Genomic DNA, 13,880 nt, shown 5'->3' on the forward strand with positions numbered 1-13,880 from the left:
AGCGCACTCGCTACCCACTCTATTGGGATGTTCTGAGTGAAGGTGCTCAGGTCAGAAAAGTTGAAGAGATCGCCAAGGTCGAGCAACTGCTGCTGAATGGGCATAAAAAAAATCCGATGCCAGGGGGCTGACATCGGATTCTCTATAAAGCCCGGCTTGGACTCAAATGCTTAAGTGAACAGCATTATGCATTGCGCAGGCCTTTTCGTTTGCAGCGGAGGTCAGCTCGCTTCTACTACTTCTGTACGACGTCGGGCATGGTGCCGGGCTGGCTGGCGGCTTTCTCCATGTGGGCAAAGTCGCTCAAGCCTTTCTGCGCGTAGGGATCGCCGATCAGGCGTGGGCGTGCCTTGAAGTCCAGGCTGACCAGGCTCTTGGTGGTATCGAGCTCGTCAAAACTCAGTCCCGCCAGTTGCGCCCAGGTGTGGATCAGGTTCGAGCTGGAGTAAGGGCGGTCGTGGATGCTCTCGAAGTTCCAGTCATGGGTCTGCCGCCATTTCGGCGAGGCGTAGGCAATGAAGGGCACGGTGTACATCGGGATGGTCGGCTTGTTCTCGTTGCGGCCCAGGGTGTTGCGGCCTGGCGAGTCATAGACGTCTTCGCCGTGGTCGGAGAGGTACAGCAGGAAGCCGTTCGGGTCGGCCTTGCCGTATTCCTTGATCAGGCTGGAGACGACGAAATCGTTGTACAGCACGGCGTTGTCGTAGCTGTTGTAGAACTCCAGCTTGCTGTCATCGATGTCCGCCGGCACGCCGTCACGGCCGCTGAACTTCGCGAACTCTTCCGGGAAGCGGTACTGATAAGCCATGTGCGTGCCGAGCAAGTGAACCACGATCAACTTGCGAGGTGCGGCATCGGTCAGCGCTTTGGTAAACGGCGCGATTACGTCGCCGTCGTACTGCCGGGCGTTCTGATTGCGGTTGTTGTTCAGGTAGACCTGTTCGTCAGCCTGTTCGGAAAAGGTGGTGAGCATCGTGTTGCGCTTGGTCATCGTCTGCTGGTTGGTGATCCAGAAGGTCTTGTAGCCCGCCTGTTTCATCACGCTGACGATCGACGGCGTCTTCAGGTAAAGGTCGGGGTTTTCCTCGTCGGCGAAGGTCAGCACCTGCTGCAGCGCCTCGATGGTGTATGGCCGAGGCGTGATGACGTTATTGAACACCTGCAACTGGTCCTTCATGGCGTCCAGGTTCGGGGTGGTCTGGCGCGGGTAGCCATAGAGGTGCATGCGCCCGCGGTTGGTCGACTCGCCGATCACCAGCACCAGGGTGGTGGGCAGATTGGCCTGTTGGTCCTTGAGGTTTTTCAGCGGCGCGATGTTGCTGCTGCTGGTCAGCATGTCCTGCATGCCATCCAGTTGCTGGGTGTAACGGTGATAGGCAACGATCATCTGCCACGGGACCGCCGGCTCGATGCGCGACTCGAAGGCTTCAAGCGCCGAGGCGGTGTCGTCATGGCGGGCGAACTGTTTGGCCAGCGGGTAACCGATGATGCCGATCAACAGCGCTGCCGCAACGGCGTAGGCGCGAGCGCGCGGCATGTACACCGGACGCAGGCGTGTCCACAGGAAGATCGCGAACGCAGTGTGGGCGATGAACGCCAGGACGATCCACCAGGCGAAGTACTGGGTCATGTACTCGCCGGCTTCCGAGATGTTCGATTCGAACATGATGAAGATGACGCTCTGGGAAAACTCCTGCTGGTAAATGAAGAAGTAACCCAGGCTTGCCATGGAGCAGGCCCACAGAATCACGCCGATGACCGCAGCCATGATGCGGGTCTTTTGCGGGAACATCAGCATGGGCGCGAGCCAGATGCCACTGATCACGAACGCCTGACGGAAGCCAGCAAAACCGGTGATGCCGGTCAGTTGGATAAGCAGTTGCGTGATGCCGGAGAAGTACCAGAAAAACACGAACAGCCAGATCACTCCCGCCCAGTCGAACCCTTTCGGAGTCGTGGTGCTCCGTTTCATCGTTGTCATCAAGCGCTCCGCTATAGACCGTTCAGGCGACCAAACACCGCCCGAATGAATTCAAGTGCCAGCATTTGGCCAGCAATCAATGTGTTGAGGGTCGGGATTATGTTTTCAACAGGGTGAAAATTTTGTCAGGAGGGTGTTGCGAAACCGCCAAAATCAGCTAGAGACGCGGAGGATAGAGCAGGGCGGGGAACGTAACGGCATGCGTCGGGTCCGACGGAGGGTCGAAAACCGCGCTACGTGTGCGGCAATGCAAGGCGCTGCCGAGGTACGGCGGGGGGGATTGAACGATGCGCCGGCAAGCCTGCAGATCGGGCTTGCCTTGAAGTGTATGGTGCGCAGAATCGCGAATCAGGCGTGCAGGGCGGTGCCGCTGCCGATGAGCTGGGCGTGTTGCAGCATCGAAGTCAGCTGGGCGACTTTGTTCTGCAATACGGCGCGTTCTTCCCTGAGCTGGCGCAGCTCGTCACGACGGATTGTGACGTAAAGGGTCTGTGGAGCATTGGCTGTCAGTACTGTGCCCATTGCACACCTCGCAAATGGCGGGTTCAACTTCATAAGGTTCAAGCGAGGAAGCCATCCACTTGGCATATCCTGCTCACTACCTCTATCGGCCGGAATTCTGATTTCTTTTGCGTAAAAAAGGAACTTTTTTATTTATGATTGTCGCGAACGTTTCTTGATCGCGAAAACCTGCGTCATAGGGCAGTCTTGCAGACCTCTGTGCCGATGCACATGAAACATTTTTCACCGGGAAACCATAGTTTGCCTCCCCGGACTAACCCACTATGCGGCACTGGGCTATAAACTGAGGCACCTCTGAATTTGATTAAGGAGCACCTCTACATGCAACTCGGGATTGTTGGACTAGGCCGCATGGGCGGCAACATCGCACGTCGACTGATGCTCAATGGCCACACGACCGTGGTCTATGATCGCGATGAGAAGTCTCGCACCGTGCTCGCCGCAGAAGGCTCGACCCCGGCAACAGACCTCGCCTCACTGGTCGCTGCCCTGGAAAAACCGCGAGCCGTCTGGGTGATGTTGCCTGCTGGCGCTCCAACCGAAGACACCATCAACGAGCTGGCCGACCTGCTCGATGCCGACGACGTGATCATCGACGGCGGCAACACCTTCTATAAGGACGACATACGTCGCTCCGTGGCGCTGAAAGACAAAAACCTGCACTACGTTGACGTGGGCACATCCGGCGGCGTCTGGGGCCTGGAACGTGGTTACTGCATGATGATCGGCGGTGAAACCGACGTCGTCACGCGCCTCGACCCGATCTTCAAGACCCTCGCCCCGGGCATCGGCGACATCCCGCGCACCAAGGACCGTTCCAAAGACGCCGATCCTCGCGCCGAGCACGGTTACATCCACGCCGGCCCGCCGGGCGCAGGCCACTTCGTCAAGATGATTCACAACGGCATCGAGTACGGCATGATGCAGGCCTTCGCCGAAGGCTTCGACATCCTCAAGACCAAGAACTCGGACAACCTCCCCGTCGAGCAGCGCTTTGACCTGAACCTGGGCGACATCGCCGAAGTCTGGCGTCGCGGCAGCGTGGTCTCCTCCTGGCTGCTGGACCTGACCGCCGACGCACTGGCCACCGACCCGCAGCTCAACGCCTATTCCGGCTCCGTCGCCGACAGCGGTGAAGGCCGCTGGACCATCGAAGCGGCCATGGAGCAGGCGGTGCCGGTTCCGGTGCTGTCCACTTCGCTGTTCGCTCGCTTCCGCTCCCGTCAACAAAGCACGTACGGCGACAAGATGCTGTCCGCCATGCGTTTCGGATTTGGTGGTCATAAGGAACCAAAATAATGGGTTTATCCCGCAGCAAGCAGAATGCTCCGGTCGCTCCGGCGACCACGCTGTTCCTCTTCGGCGCCCATGGTGACCTGGTCAAACGGCTATTGATGCCGGCCCTCTACAACCTGTTTCGCGACGGGTTGGTGGGGGAGGACCTGCACATTGTCGGCGTTGACCACAACACGGTCAGCGATGCCGATTTCGCCAAAAAGCTTGAGGATTTCATTCGTCAGGAGGCGGCCAGCAAGGTCGCCCAGGGCGGCGAAGAGCCTCTGGATCCGGCGCTGTGGGGCAGCCTGTCGAAGCGCATCACTTACATCACCGGCGATTTTCTCGACGATTCCACGTACGCGGACATCGACGCGAAGATCAAGAGCACGGGCACCCGCAACGCCGTGTTCTACCTGGCGACCGCGCCGCGTTTCTTCAGTGAAGTGACGCAGCGTCTGGGCTCTTCCGGGCTGATGGTCGAAGACGACGAGAGCTTCCGTCGCGTGGTGATCGAGAAGCCGTTCGGCCACGACCTGCCCAGTGCTGTGGCGCTGAACAATTGCTTGCTGAAGGTCATGAGCGAGAAACAGATCTACCGGATCGACCATTACCTGGGCAAGGAGACGGTGCAGAATATTCTGGTCAGCCGTTTCTCCAACGGTCTGTTCGAGTCGTTCTGGAACAACCATTACATCGATCACGTGCAGATCACCGCGGCCGAAACCGTGGGCGTCGAAACCCGTGGCAGCTTTTATGAAACCACCGGCGCGCTGCGGGACATGGTGCCCAATCACCTGTTCCAACTGCTGGCGATGGTGGCAATGGAACCGCCTGCCGCATTCGGCGCCGATGCCGTGCGCGGCGAGAAGGCCAAGGTGGTCGGTGCAATCCGGCCCTGGTCGGAAATGGAAGCGCTGGCCAATTCGGTGCGCGGTCAGTATTCCGAGAGCAGCATCGATGGCAAGGCCGTCACCGGCTACCGCCAGGAAGACCGTGTCGATCCCGAGAGCAACACCGAAACCTACGTCGCCCTCAAGGTGATGATCGACAACTGGCGCTGGATGGGCGTGCCGTTTTACCTGCGCACCGGCAAGCGCATGAGCGTGCGCGACACCGAGATCGCCATCTGCTTCAAGCCGGCGCCGTACGCGCAGTTCCGTGATACCGATGTCGACAGCGTCGCGCCGAATTTCCTGAAAATCCAGATCCAGCCTGACGAAGGCATGTGGTTTGATCTGCAGGCCAAAAAGCCCGGCCCGACCCTGGACATGCAGACCATCGAGCTGGGTTTTGCCTACAAGGACTTCTTCGAAATGCAGCCGTCGACCGGGTACGAAACCCTGATCTACGATTGCCTGACCGGTGACCAGACCCTGTTCCAGCGCGCCGACAACATCGAGAACGGCTGGCGTGCCGTGCAACCTTTCATTGATGCCTGGGCCAAGGATCCGCAAGTGGACCTTTATCACGCAGGCGAGGACGGGCCTGTGGAGGCCGATGAGTTGCTGGCCCGTGACGGCCGCACATGGCAGCGCCTGGGATGAGTGACGTTTCGCAGTCCCTCATCCAGTTCATGCTGTCCGATATCGACGGCACGCTGCTGCACCCCGATCACAGCCTGAGCCAGGCCAACATCGACGCCGTGCGTAAATTGCAGGAGGCCGGGATTCATTTCTCGGTCGCCAGCAGCCGTCCCCCGCGGGCCATGCGTCAGCAGATCGAAGCCCTGGGCATCACGCTGCCGACCGTGGCGTTCAACGGTGCCAACATCATCAACCCGGACGGCAGCCTGTTGAAGGCCCACCGCATTGATGCCGCAGCGGCGCGCACCAGTCTGGAGTTGTTCGCCAGCGAGGCGGTGGCGGTCTGGGTCTTTGCCGATGACCAGTGGCTGCTGCTCAATCCCGAAGGGGATTACGTTGACCACGAGCGCAACACGCTGGGCTACGACTTCGTTCAGGTCGACAGCTTCGACGAGTACCTGGACCGCATCGACAAGATCGTCGCGGCGAGCAAGGACTTCGAGCTGCTCAAGCGCCTTGAGGCCACGCTCAACCCGCTGATCGCCAAGTCTGCGTTGGCAGCCCGTTCACAATCCTACTACCTGGACGTTACCGCGCTGGACGCCAATAAGGGTACTGCCCTTGAGACGCTGGCCGATGCGTTGGGCGTGCCGCTGGCCCACACCGCAGCCATCGGCGACGCGGGCAACGATGTGGCGATGTTCCTTCGCGCCGGGCTGTCGATTGCGATGGGGCAGGCCGAGGTCGGCGTCAAGACCCAGGCCAACTACGTCACCGACAGCAATGCCGATGACGGGCTGGCCAGGGCCATCGAGCGTTACATTCTGCCCCGTTGATTCGGGGCGGCGGTTGCGCTGCTACTTATGGGTGCCGCTACTCAAGGGCCCGGCGCACAACAAGAATAAAGTGCTCACCAAGAGGGATAACTGCCCGATGGCTGTATTGATCGAAGATTACGCGCTGCTCGGCAACTGCCGGACCGCAGCGCTGGTGGCCCGCGACGGGTCGCTGGACTGGCTGTGTTTCCCGCGCTTCGATGCGCCGGCCTGTTTCGCCGCGCTACTGGGCGACAGCAACAACGGGCGCTGGAAGCTGGCGCCGGTTGACGGCAGCGCCCGGTCCCGCCGCAGCTATCGTGACGGCACACTGATTCTCGAAACCCTCTTCACCACCGACACCGGACAGGCGTTGCTTATCGACTTCATGCCCATGGAGATCGACAGCAGCGTGATGCGCATCGTCGTTGGCGTGGAAGGGCGTGTGGATTTCTCGATGGATCTGGCGATCCGCTTTGACTATGGCAGCACCGTGCCGTGGGTAGAGAAGCGCGATCCCCACACCATGACGGCCGTTGCCGGCCCCGACATGCTGGTGCTGCGCACGCCTGCCGAATTGCACCCGATGGACCATCACACCGAGAGCCTGTTCAGCGTTGAAGCCGGGCAGCGGCTGGGTTTCGCGCTGTCCTGGCAGGTCTCCCATGAGCCTGTGCGTCCGGGGTTCGACGTGGAATCGGCGCTGCAGCAGACCGAAACGTTCTGGCGTGATTTTTCGGACCGTTGTCCGGATGTCGGGCCCTGGACGGATCAGGTCAAGCGTTCGCTGATCACCCTCAAGGCCATGACCTATGCGCCGACCGGCGGGATCGTCGCGGCGGTGACCACGTCGCTGCCCGAGCAATTGGGCGGCGAGCGCAACTGGGATTACCGCTTCTGCTGGCTGCGCGATGCGACCATGACCCTGCTGGCGTTCATGAACCTGGGCTACTTTGAAGAAGCGACTGCATGGCGCAACTGGCTGCTGCGCTCGATCGCGGGCAATCCGGAACAGGTGCAGATCATGTACGGCCTGGCGGGGGAGCGGCGATTGCTGGAGTATGAGTTGCCATGGCTGGCCGGCTACGAGCACTCGCGCCCGGTGCGGGTCGGCAATGGTGCGGCCAGTCAGGTGCAGCTGGATGTGTACGGCGAAGTCGCCGACGCCATGACCCAAGCCCTTAAAAACGGTTTGCCGGCGCTGCCGCGCAGCACGGACATCCAGAAAGTGATCATGCCGTTTCTGGAAAACGTCTGGCATCAGCCGGACGCCGGCATCTGGGAAATCCGTTCGGCGCCACGGCATTTCACCCACTCCAAAGTCATGACGTGGGTGTCATTCGACCGCAATGCCGGGGTCTTGGCCAAGAGCGATAACCCGGAAGACCGCGAGCGCGGAAGGCATTATCGTGAGGTCGCCGATCAGATCCACGCCGACGTCTGCGCCAACGGTTACGACGCAGAATTGGGCAGCTTCGTGCAGACCTACGGCGGCACGGAGCTGGACGCCAGCCTCCTGCAGATCGCGCTGACCGGCTTCCTCCCCGTCGACGACCCCCGCGTCACCGGCACCGTCACACGGATTGAACAGTCGCTGATGAAAGACGGCCTGCTGCTGCGCTATGACAGCGAACGCAGCACCGATGGCGTGTCGGGCAGCGAAGGGACCTTCCTGGTGTGTTCGTTCTGGCTCGCCGACGTCTACGTGCTGCAAGGCCGCGACGACGAGGCCCAAATCCTCTTCGAACGTCTGTGTGGCCTGTGCAACGACGTCGGCCTCCTCGCCGAACAATACGACCCCCAGCAAAACCGCATGCTCGGCAACTTCCCCCAGGCCTTCAGCCACATCGGCATCATCAATACCGCCCTCAACCTTCACCGCGTCATCTGCCCCGTAAAAAGCCGCGCGGCCGCGCCCTCCTAGCGGGACCGGCTTTAGCCGGGAAGGCGTCAGGTATCACACCGCTGGATTGAGGGTGCCCACACCGGCCTCTTCCCGGCTAAAGCCGGTCCCACTAAAAAGCAGCGTATGCAGTCATTGAGATTGGCGGCGCACTCTGTGGGACCGGCTTCAGCCGGGAAGCTTTTGCCGTTGCTTTTGATCTTCTACGCAGGAAGTCCAGGCGACGACAATCGCGACTTGGGTGCAGGCTGAACGCAGGTCTCGCGCAGTGGGCCGAGCCGCATGGATGCGGCGAGAGCGCCGTCAGGACATGGATGTCCGTTCGGCGCGGGCCCACGGAGCGAGACCGGAGTGAAGGAACCCCGACGGAGGAGGGGCCTAGCCAGGAGCACAAGCCCCTGGTTACTTGGGGCTTTATCAAGTAACTCGCCGAAGGCGAAACAGTCTGCCCCCAGGCAAACGCCTTTGATCTTGATCTTGAGACGTAAAGCCCAATCACCGCGCCTTACGAAACGTAAAATTAATCCGCTGCTCCCCCAACTGCGGATGCTCCGCCTGCCGAATCGGCAATACCCCATGAAAGCGCAGCCGATCAACCCCGCCCCACACCACCACGTCCCCATGAAACAACGGCACCCGCTGAGTCGGATCACTGCGCCCAAGCCCGCCAAACAAAAACATCGCCGGCAAGCCCAGCGAAACCGACACCACCGGCCACTCCAAACCCCGCTCATCCTTATCCTGATGAAGCGACATCTTCGCCCCGGGGATGTAACGATTGATCAGACACGCATCCGGCACAAACCCCGCAAACCCGGCAGCCGAAGCCGCCGCCACCGCAAGCTCCATGAAAACCCCAGGCATCGCCGGCCATGGCTCACCCGTGAGCGGATCGATGGGGGAATATGTATAGCCACTCCGGTCAGTGGTCCAACCGAACTCGCCGCAACTGCTCAACGCCACCGACATCGTGTAACCACCGGGCGTAACCATGTTGCGGAACGGCGCCTGGCTCAGCACCGACTCCAGCGCAGGCAGCAATTGCTCGATGAAGGGCAGGGCGAAGCCACGAAACACAAACGACGCCGGCCCGATCTGCTCCCGTGAAGGCAGTTGCGGCGTATCCTCCGCGAACAGATCAAACGTCGCCGGCGTCGTGCCTTTGCGCTGCATCACCATGGGCTTCCCCGATTCAGTTTCGGCTACAGCGCTTTGCTGACCTTCACATCGCTGATGACATCAGTGCTGTCGCCGTGCATCTTCTGCAGGGCGGCCAGGGCCTCATCGGCGGAAGGCGACTGCAACAGGGCAAACTCGAAACGACGCTCGCCGTTGAGCTTGTAGCTGATTGCGTATTTGACGACGGGGGCAGGGGTGCTCACATTTTACTCCTGGAAAAAACTGACCGGATGTTCGCAAAAAAAATACAAAGATTTCACGCCAGCCGGTGTTCAATGGCGCTTTAGCTCAATGGCGCATCAGCTCAGACGCGAGGACGAGCGGCGGACGATTTTGATCGAATGGGTGAAGGCAGTCTTGCGCCCGCCATGGCTGTCGAGTTTGCGGCCGGCGGTGTCAATGGTGATGTTCCAGAAGCCGGTGCTGGGCACCGCAATCTTCGCGGGGAAACGGTCAAACGCGCCGCCGTGGTAGGTGTGACGACCGCCGTTTTTGAAGCTGCGGAAGTTGGCATCACTCATCAGGCGTATGTTGCAAAGCTGGGAGCATTCGATGACGACCATGTCGTCTTCGTTGAGGTGCTCGCGCTGATGTACGAATTTCATGGGTGTCTCCGGAGACAGCGTTCTCGAAAACCCGAAACCATAGCACGACGAGCCTGGGCATTGATCTTCCCGGCGGGTTTTATTGATCGAGGACTCGCTTGAATCGACGCAAGGCTGACAGCCAGGCTGGCAGTTAAAAAAGCAGACGCGCGGGATTTAATCCGGGTCGGGCTTGTCGTAAGCACCTTTACTGGAGGGATTGTATGAAATTGGCGGTTGTTATTCTGGCCCTGGCGATGACCGGTTGCGCCACAGTTACGGACATCGAACACACCCCGGCGACCATGAGCGTCATGTCCGGCAAGTCGCCGAAGGATTATGCCGCGTGCTTTGTCGGACGCATCTCTGACAGCCGCAAGCCGCCGCAGATCGAGCCGCACAAAGAGGGCCTGCGCATCATCGTTCCACAGAAGTTGCTGACCAGTGACCCTGCTGCCATCGTCGACATCGAGACCCGCTCCAGCGGCAGCTCGATCAAGCTGTTCGAACGCCTGTCGAACAACCCCCTGCGGCCCAAGGACGTGCAGCACGCCGTGACCGCCTGTATCTCGGGCGAGTGACGCGGTTGCGGGGCGGATCAAGGGTGACGCGGTTCAACAGTTAGACGGGCGAGACGTTATTTGCAAACCACCAGCACCGTACGGTTTTTGTAGTTGCCGACATCGACGCCCAGGGTCTTGTCGTCTTCCTTGGGTTGCGGTGTGCCGTTGGTGCTGACGATGTTATAGCCGGTGCCCGCGCAGGAGGCGTCAGCCTTTTCGTAGCAGGCGGCCCAGGACATGGCTTCGCCGGAGCAGTCGATGCTCAACGCCTGCTTGCCGTCTTTGAGGTAAGTGTTCTGCGCAGTCGCGCAGCCGGTCAGGGCCAGTACAGCAATGACGGATAAGATCTTGATCATGGTGGGATGCTTCGCGATGAGGGCCGGTGTGGGAATTGCTAGTCTGAGACTGAGAGGCGGTGCCATCGTTCCGGCATCACCGTAGATTTTTTGCAGGACTTCCTCGGCGACATCCGTGGCCGGGGCTGCGCAAGACGGGCCTCGGCCTCACTCCATTGCAGAGCGGGCCGGGCCGCCTGATCAGTCCTTCTTGTCAGCCCGACGACGCGGCGCTGGCGTGTCTTCGAACACGGCGGCGACTTCGATGGCGCTGCTCTCGCTGGAAAACGGGCCTGCCACGGCTTCACCGTCGTGACCGACCAGCCACCACTGGCCGTCCTGGAGATTTTTGATCTGGTAACCGTTCACGCTTTTGACTTCAGACATCGACTCGTCTCGATTAGTAATTCAGGCGCCCATGATAATCGGCAAATGCCAAAGGGCAATCGCACAATTTCCTGCCGGCGCTGGCGAACATTTCACCCGCGCGCTGCCGAACAGGGCTACGCTTGCGAAGGTCACCGAACGGCGGTTACGCGGCGCTGGATGCCCTCGTACGAAGGACAGCATGGAATTCCAATAATCAGTGGGTGAAGCGTAGCGAGTGAGCTGGTTGCTGAGCTATTGGTGGGACGATCTGCGGAACTATCTGCGTCAGCGTTCCTCTACCTAGGCAGCGAACGGCCAGTAGCGGCATTGTAAGGTTATCGCCGCCTCATTAGACTGCGCCGCAACACCCCCAGCTCATCAAGGATTTATATGATCAAGAAATGCTTGTTCCCTGCAGCCGGTTACGGCACTCGCTTCTTGCCAGCGACCAAGGCCATGCCCAAAGAGATGCTGGCCGTTGTCAACAAGCCACTGATCCAGTACGGCGTGGAAGAAGCACTTGCTGCGGGTTTGACTGAAATCTCCATTGTCACCGGCCGCGGCAAGCGCGCGCTGGAAGACCACTTCGATATCAGCTACGAGCTTGAGCACCAGATCAAGGGCACCGACAAGGAAAAATACCTCGTCGGCATCCGCAGACTGATCGACGAGTGCAGCTTTTCCTACACTCGCCAGACCGAAATGAAAGGTCTGGGTCACGCGATTCTGAGCGGTCGTCCGCTGATCGGGAACGAGGCATTCGCCGTGGTGTTGGCGGATGACCTGTGTGTCAACCTGGAAGGTGACGGCGTTCTGGCGCAGATGGTCAAGCTGCACCAGCAGTACAAGTGCTCGATCGTGGCGATTCAGGAAGTTGATCCGAACGAGACCAACAAGTACGGCGTGATTGCTGGCGAAGAAATCAAGCCGGGTCTGTTCCGCGTTACTGACATGGTCGAGAAGCCGGCACCGGATGTTGCTCCGTCCAACCTTGCCATCATTGGCCGCTACATCCTGACCCCGGACATTTTCGAAAAGATCGAAAACACCGAGCCAGGCAAAGGCGGCGAAATCCAGATCACCGACGCCCTGATGAAGCAGGCTGCCGAGGGCAACGTCCTGGCGTACAAATTCAAAGGCCAGCGTTTTGACTGCGGCGGTGCCGAAGGCTACGTGGAAGCGACCAACTTCTGCTTCGAGCACTTCTACAAGACCGGCAAATCGACTCAGTGATGCATCGGTATCGGTAGTTAGCGTCTAGCTGTGCTGTCAGACAAAGCCACCTTCGGGTGGCTTTGTCGTTTCTGTCCTGCGGAACTTGCCGAGCGCGCTCAAGCGGTTATGCTAGCGCATCGCTTGGGAGAGACACATGAGCTACGACTTTGACCTTTTTGTAATTGGCGCGGGCTCGGCCGGCGTCCGCGCAGCGCGGTTTTCCGCCGGTTTCGGCGCGCGCGTGGCCGTGGCCGAGAGCCGTTATCTGGGGGGCACCTGCGTCAACGTCGGTTGCGTACCGAAAAAGCTGATGGTCTACGGCGCGCATTACTCCGAAGACTTCGAACAGGCAAAAGGCTACGGCTGGAGCAGTGGCGAGGCGCATTTCGACTGGCCCACCCTGATCGCCAACAAGAACCGAGAAATCAGCCGCCTCAATGGCGTCTACCGCAAGCTGCTGGACAGCAGCGGCGTGACGCTGATGGAAGGCCATGCGCGCCTGCGCGGCCCCCACGAAGTCGAAATCAACGGCCAGGTTCACACCGCCGAGCACATCATGATCGCCACCGGTGGCTGGCCGCAGGTGCCGGACATTCCGGGCCGTGAGCACGCCATCACCTCCAACGAAGTGTTCTTCCTCGAACAGATGCCCAAGCGCGTCGTCGTGGTCGGCGGCGGCTACATCGCAGTCGAGTTCGCTTCGATCTTCAACGGCCTGGGTGCTGACGTCTCGCTGATGTACCGCGGCGAATTGTTCCTGCGCGGCTTCGACGAAAGCGTGCGCTCCCATCTGCACGAAGAACTCGCCAAGCGCGAGATGGACATCCGCTTCAAGACCGAAATCAACAGCATCGAAAAGCTGGCCGACGGCACCCTGCAACTGAGCCTGAACGACGGCACCTCGTTCAACACCGACTGCGTGTTCTACGCCACCGGCCGCCGTCCGATGCTCGATAACCTGGGCATGGACACCGTCAACGTCGAGCTGGATGAGAAAGGCTTCATCAAGGTCAACGGTGACTACCAGACCACCGAGCCATCGATCATCGCCGTCGGCGACATCATCGGTCGGGTGCAGTTGACGCCCGTGGCCCTGGCCGAAGGTATGGCCGTCGCGCGGCGCCTGTTCAAGCCCGAGCAGTACCGCCCCGTGGACTACCGCCACATTCCCACTGCCGTGTTCAGCCTGCCGAACATCGGCACGGTCGGTCTCACCGAGGCCGAAGCCATGAAGGACGGCTATGCGGTGCAGGTGTTCGAAAGCAAGTTCCGGCCGATGAAGCTGTCGCTGACCGACAATCAGGAGCGCACCCTGATGAAGCTGGTGGTCGACGCCAAAACCGATCGCGTGCTGGGTTGCCACATGGTCGGCCCGGACGCGGGCGAGATCATCCAGAGCCTGGCGATCGCGCTCAAGGCCGGGGCCACCAAACAGATTTTCGACGACACCATTGGCGTGCATCCTACGGCGGCGGAAGAATTCGTCACCATGCGCACACCGACGCGCTGAGGCTTGCATAACACGCGTTAATGAACACTGTACGGCACACGTAAACGGTCCGGCCTCCATGGAGGTAGCTGGACGAGCCATTGTTTTTAGGGAGGGACCCACT

Annotated in this window: 14 protein-coding genes; 7 read left to right on the forward strand and 7 right to left on the reverse strand. The window is 60.2% G+C overall.

Annotated features, from left to right (window positions below; genetic code table 11):
- Positions 1 to 235: 235 nt before the first annotated feature.
- Complete coding sequence (locus QWI20_RS12900) at positions 236 to 1,981, reverse strand: phosphoethanolamine transferase CptA (RefSeq protein WP_369305803.1); 1,746 nt, start codon at positions 1,979 to 1,981, stop codon at positions 236 to 238.
- Between the two features lie 348 nt (positions 1,982 to 2,329).
- A complete protein-coding gene (locus QWI20_RS12905; RefSeq protein ID WP_108121958.1) occupies positions 2,330 to 2,503 on the reverse strand; it encodes a DUF6026 family protein in 174 nt (57 codons plus the stop codon).
- A 321-nt stretch (positions 2,504 to 2,824) separates the two neighbouring features.
- Between QWI20_RS12905 and gnd the strand changes: the two genes are divergently transcribed.
- The 4 genes from gnd to QWI20_RS12925 all read left to right on the forward strand — a co-directional run bounded on the left by gnd (position 2,825) and on the right by QWI20_RS12925 (position 8,043).
- Positions 2,825 to 3,802, forward strand: coding sequence for a phosphogluconate dehydrogenase (NAD(+)-dependent, decarboxylating) (gene gnd / locus QWI20_RS12910; RefSeq protein ID WP_369305805.1), 978 nt, complete (start codon positions 2,825 to 2,827; stop codon positions 3,800 to 3,802).
- On the forward strand, positions 3,802 to 5,325 hold the full coding sequence (gene zwf / locus QWI20_RS12915) for a glucose-6-phosphate dehydrogenase (protein WP_369305806.1): 1,524 nt from the start codon (positions 3,802 to 3,804) through the stop codon (positions 5,323 to 5,325). The genes gnd and zwf overlap by 1 nt, the downstream gene beginning before the upstream one ends.
- A complete protein-coding gene (locus tag QWI20_RS12920) occupies positions 5,322 to 6,140 on the forward strand; it encodes an HAD family hydrolase (protein WP_369305807.1) in 819 nt (272 codons plus the stop codon). The genes zwf and QWI20_RS12920 overlap by 4 nt, the downstream gene beginning before the upstream one ends.
- Before the next feature lie 97 nt (positions 6,141 to 6,237).
- The gene (locus QWI20_RS12925; RefSeq protein WP_369305808.1) at positions 6,238 to 8,043 is read left to right on the forward strand and encodes a glycoside hydrolase family 15 protein; all 1,806 of its coding nucleotides are present in this window, start codon (positions 6,238 to 6,240) and stop codon (positions 8,041 to 8,043) included.
- Positions 8,044 to 8,517: 474 nt separating this feature from the next.
- Here the strand turns inward: QWI20_RS12925 and alkB are convergent, their stop codons facing one another.
- From alkB to QWI20_RS12940, 3 genes are all read right to left on the reverse strand, one after another.
- A complete protein-coding gene (gene alkB / locus QWI20_RS12930; RefSeq protein ID WP_369305809.1) occupies positions 8,518 to 9,201 on the reverse strand; it encodes a DNA oxidative demethylase AlkB in 684 nt (227 codons plus the stop codon).
- A 23-nt stretch (positions 9,202 to 9,224) separates the two neighbouring features.
- Entirely contained in the window at positions 9,225 to 9,404 is a 180-nt protein-coding gene (locus QWI20_RS12935; RefSeq protein WP_192172114.1) for a hypothetical protein, read from the reverse strand.
- Between the two features lie 96 nt (positions 9,405 to 9,500).
- The gene (locus tag QWI20_RS12940; protein WP_037010615.1) at positions 9,501 to 9,806 is read right to left on the reverse strand and encodes a DUF1883 domain-containing protein; all 306 of its coding nucleotides are present in this window, start codon (positions 9,804 to 9,806) and stop codon (positions 9,501 to 9,503) included.
- 203 nt (positions 9,807 to 10,009) lie between these two features.
- Here QWI20_RS12940 and QWI20_RS12945 point away from each other — a divergent pair, with 203 nt between their 5' ends.
- Positions 10,010 to 10,366 (forward strand): hypothetical protein, encoded by a 357-nt coding sequence (locus QWI20_RS12945; RefSeq protein ID WP_122534636.1) that lies wholly within the window; start codon positions 10,010 to 10,012, stop codon positions 10,364 to 10,366.
- Between the two features lie 56 nt (positions 10,367 to 10,422).
- Here the strand turns inward: QWI20_RS12945 and QWI20_RS12950 are convergent, their stop codons facing one another.
- Together QWI20_RS12950 and QWI20_RS12955 are read right to left on the reverse strand one after the other, a co-directional pair.
- Positions 10,423 to 10,704 carry a hypothetical protein gene (locus QWI20_RS12950; protein WP_065987192.1) on the reverse strand — a complete coding sequence of 94 codons (282 nt, stop codon included), beginning with the start codon at positions 10,702 to 10,704 and terminating at the stop codon, positions 10,423 to 10,425.
- 180 nt (positions 10,705 to 10,884) lie between these two features.
- The gene (locus QWI20_RS12955; protein WP_369305811.1) at positions 10,885 to 11,070 is read right to left on the reverse strand and encodes a hypothetical protein; all 186 of its coding nucleotides are present in this window, start codon (positions 11,068 to 11,070) and stop codon (positions 10,885 to 10,887) included.
- 372 nt (positions 11,071 to 11,442) lie between these two features.
- Between QWI20_RS12955 and galU the strand changes: the two genes are divergently transcribed.
- A complete protein-coding gene (galU, locus tag QWI20_RS12960; protein WP_369305812.1) occupies positions 11,443 to 12,285 on the forward strand; it encodes a UTP--glucose-1-phosphate uridylyltransferase GalU in 843 nt (280 codons plus the stop codon).
- Between the two features lie 136 nt (positions 12,286 to 12,421).
- The gene (gene gorA / locus QWI20_RS12965) at positions 12,422 to 13,777 is read left to right on the forward strand and encodes a glutathione-disulfide reductase (protein WP_369305813.1); all 1,356 of its coding nucleotides are present in this window, start codon (positions 12,422 to 12,424) and stop codon (positions 13,775 to 13,777) included.
- Positions 13,778 to 13,880 lie beyond the last annotated feature (103 nt).

This window comes from Pseudomonas sp. W2-17, assembly GCF_041060445.1.
GTDB lineage: Bacteria > Pseudomonadota > Gammaproteobacteria > Pseudomonadales > Pseudomonadaceae > Aquipseudomonas.

Coding starts and splice junctions, on each gene's coding strand:
- galU (WP_369305812.1), top strand. CDS start 11,443: ATGATCAAGAAATGCTTGTTCCCTGCAGCCGGTTACGGCACTCGCTTC.
- QWI20_RS12920 (WP_369305807.1), top strand. CDS start 5,322: ATGAGTGACGTTTCGCAGTCCCTCATCCAGTTCATGCTGTCCGATATC.
- QWI20_RS12950 (WP_065987192.1), bottom strand. CDS start 10,704: ATGATCAAGATCTTATCCGTCATTGCTGTACTGGCCCTGACCGGCTGC.
- QWI20_RS12900 (WP_369305803.1), bottom strand. CDS start 1,981: ATGACAACGATGAAACGGAGCACCACGACTCCGAAAGGGTTCGACTGG.
- QWI20_RS12925 (WP_369305808.1), top strand. CDS start 6,238: ATGGCTGTATTGATCGAAGATTACGCGCTGCTCGGCAACTGCCGGACC.
- gorA (WP_369305813.1), top strand. CDS start 12,422: ATGAGCTACGACTTTGACCTTTTTGTAATTGGCGCGGGCTCGGCCGGC.
- QWI20_RS12940 (WP_037010615.1), bottom strand. CDS start 9,806: ATGAAATTCGTACATCAGCGCGAGCACCTCAACGAAGACGACATGGTC.
- alkB (WP_369305809.1), bottom strand. CDS start 9,201: ATGGTGATGCAGCGCAAAGGCACGACGCCGGCGACGTTTGATCTGTTC.
- gnd (WP_369305805.1), top strand. CDS start 2,825: ATGCAACTCGGGATTGTTGGACTAGGCCGCATGGGCGGCAACATCGCA.
- zwf (WP_369305806.1), top strand. CDS start 3,802: ATGGGTTTATCCCGCAGCAAGCAGAATGCTCCGGTCGCTCCGGCGACC.
- QWI20_RS12905 (WP_108121958.1), bottom strand. CDS start 2,503: ATGGGCACAGTACTGACAGCCAATGCTCCACAGACCCTTTACGTCACA.
- QWI20_RS12955 (WP_369305811.1), bottom strand. CDS start 11,070: ATGTCTGAAGTCAAAAGCGTGAACGGTTACCAGATCAAAAATCTCCAG.
- QWI20_RS12945 (WP_122534636.1), top strand. CDS start 10,010: ATGAAATTGGCGGTTGTTATTCTGGCCCTGGCGATGACCGGTTGCGCC.